This window comes from Candidatus Pelagibacter communis, assembly GCF_001180025.1.
Lineage (GTDB): Bacteria > Pseudomonadota > Alphaproteobacteria > Pelagibacterales > Pelagibacteraceae > Pelagibacter > Pelagibacter ubique_A.
Genome location: NZ_CVSK01000051.1, coordinates 1 through 2,221, shown reverse-complemented (window position 1 = coordinate 2,221; position 2,221 = coordinate 1). Strand labels below are relative to the sequence as shown.

At 31.7% G+C, this 2,221-nt stretch carries 2 protein-coding genes; both read left to right on the top strand.

Annotated elements, in window-relative coordinates:
- Positions 1 to 603, top strand: a 603-nt coding sequence (locus AMN83_RS02810; RefSeq protein ID WP_075504186.1) for an ATP-binding cassette domain-containing protein, incomplete at its 5' end; no start/stop codon positions are given.
- Positions 603 to 2,221 (top strand): ABC transporter permease (locus AMN83_RS02805; RefSeq protein ID WP_075504185.1); only part of this gene is annotated, 1,619 nt, incomplete at its 3' end. The genes AMN83_RS02810 and AMN83_RS02805, both read left to right, overlap by 1 nt.

Here is a 2,221-nt window from a genome sequence, read left to right as displayed (position 1 = left end):
ACACTTAACAATAATGAAATAGATGGACCTGGTGTTGAAAGAGGAATGGTTTTTCAACAAGGTGCTTTGTTCGAATGGTTAACGGTAGCAGAAAATGTAAATTTTGGACTCAGGATGAAAAAAGAAGATCCTGAAGTTACAGCTAAGAAAGTTGATGAGTGGTTAGATATAGTTGGACTTAAAGGTTTTGGTAACACTCCAACTTATCAGTTATCTGGAGGTATGCAGCAAAGGGTTGCTCTTGCAAGATGTTTAATAAATGACCCTGATTTAATATTAATGGATGAACCATTAGGTGCATTAGATGCATTAACAAGAGAAAAGATGCAGTCTCTAGTTTTAAAGATTTGGAAAGAAACAGGAAAAACTATCATCTTAATTACGCACTCTGTTGAAGAAGCATTATTGCTTGGAGAAAGATTATATGTAATGGCACCAAGACCAGGACGTATACATAAAGAGTATAATCTTCCATTTGCAGAAATGGGTCTTACTCAAGATTTAAGAGAAATAAAAAAGAATAAAGAATTTTCATCTACTAGAGAAGAAATTTTATCTATGATTTGGAATATGGAAGAAGAAATAATGGGGAAAGATAATTAATGTTAACCCAATTTGTAACAATATTAATTATCGTATCTGTTATTGGCTGTATTCTTTATGGAAGAAGACTAATCAAGACTGAAAAAGTTGATGCCGTATTTGGTAATCCAGAAAGAGCAAAAGGTGGAACGCACTGGGTGATAGTTGGAACTAGCGCAATTCTCATGTTATGGCTTTATTATTCATGGGATATCGCTAAAGGCTTCTATCCAAAATCAGCTAATGAATTATGTCAAGTTGCTAAAATTAACGAGTCATTATTAGGTTTAAAATATCAATTTCCTATAGAAGAAAGAGAATTCAAAAGTACATCAATTATAAAAATTGAAAACAAAAACCTTGAAAAAATTGCTAATGAAATTAGTGGGTCTCCAGATTTAAATGATCAACAAAAAACAATTCTAGTAAGCTATATAGATAGAACTTCAAAATTAATTCCTTTCTTAACTAGTGAAGAGCTAATGGAAATGGAAACTAAAATTAAAATCAAAGAAATGACAGAGGAAATCAAACTTCTAAGTTCAAATTTCCAAAAGACAGATTATCCATTTGAGACAGATGCTGAAAAGAATGAAAGACAAAAACTTATTAATGAACAAGGTGGTTGGGGAATAACAACAATAGATTCTGGAAGTGGTTCTATAGAAAATACAATAGAAATACCAACTGCACCCCAAACTAATAGAGGTTTAAAATTTGCTGCAGCTGCAGCTGAACTAAAAATTATTGATGATAAATTTTTTAAACTAAGAAATCATAATCCACAGTTTAAAAATGCAATTAAACAACTTAAAGATGACATTAAAGCTTACAGAAAAGGTTTAGATGATAATCAGGAAATCGCATCTGATTATGCAAAGAACATTGTTAAAATTGCTAGAAGAATAGAGTTTGCAAGTATCTATCCTCCTAATGCATTAAACGAAATGCAGGCAGCAATTATTGAATTTGATGATTTGCAAAATAAAGAGCAAGGTGGATTAAGATTAATAGATATTCTTTTATTCCCTGCTGGAACAATTGTTGCAAGTGGACCTACATGTTCAGAACAAGGATCAGGAAGATGGCTACCAAAACCATCTGATACTTTTAATAAATTTATTCTGATGTCAAAACCAAGTGTTGGCTACAAAAATATTCCTCTTTTATGGATTGAGATGGTTGATGTAAGTAAAATGATAGGATTTATTTTACCAGATTGGATTGCAGATATATTACCTGGTGAATATCCTGTGCATACTAAAGATGGAATAGTAAAAGAAAACTTTAAAAGTAATGTCTTAAAAGTTGTTACGGGTGATTTTAAATTATTTAAAGTGCCTGTTCCATACGGACATATTTGGGATTCTTTTTTAAGAGTATTTTTAGGATTAATCTTTGGTATCATTATTGGTGTGCCTTTAGGATTGTTTATGGGTCTAAACAGATTTGCAAAAGGTTTCTTTGATCCGTTAATAGAACTTTATCGACCTGTTCCTCCTCTTGCTTGGGCACCTCTGATTATTTCAGTACTTGGAATTGATAACTCAGGAAAAGTATTTTTATTATTTATGGTCTCTTTATCAATTATGATTATTTCTGCTAGAGCCGGTGCTTCAGGAACACAACTATCAAAAAT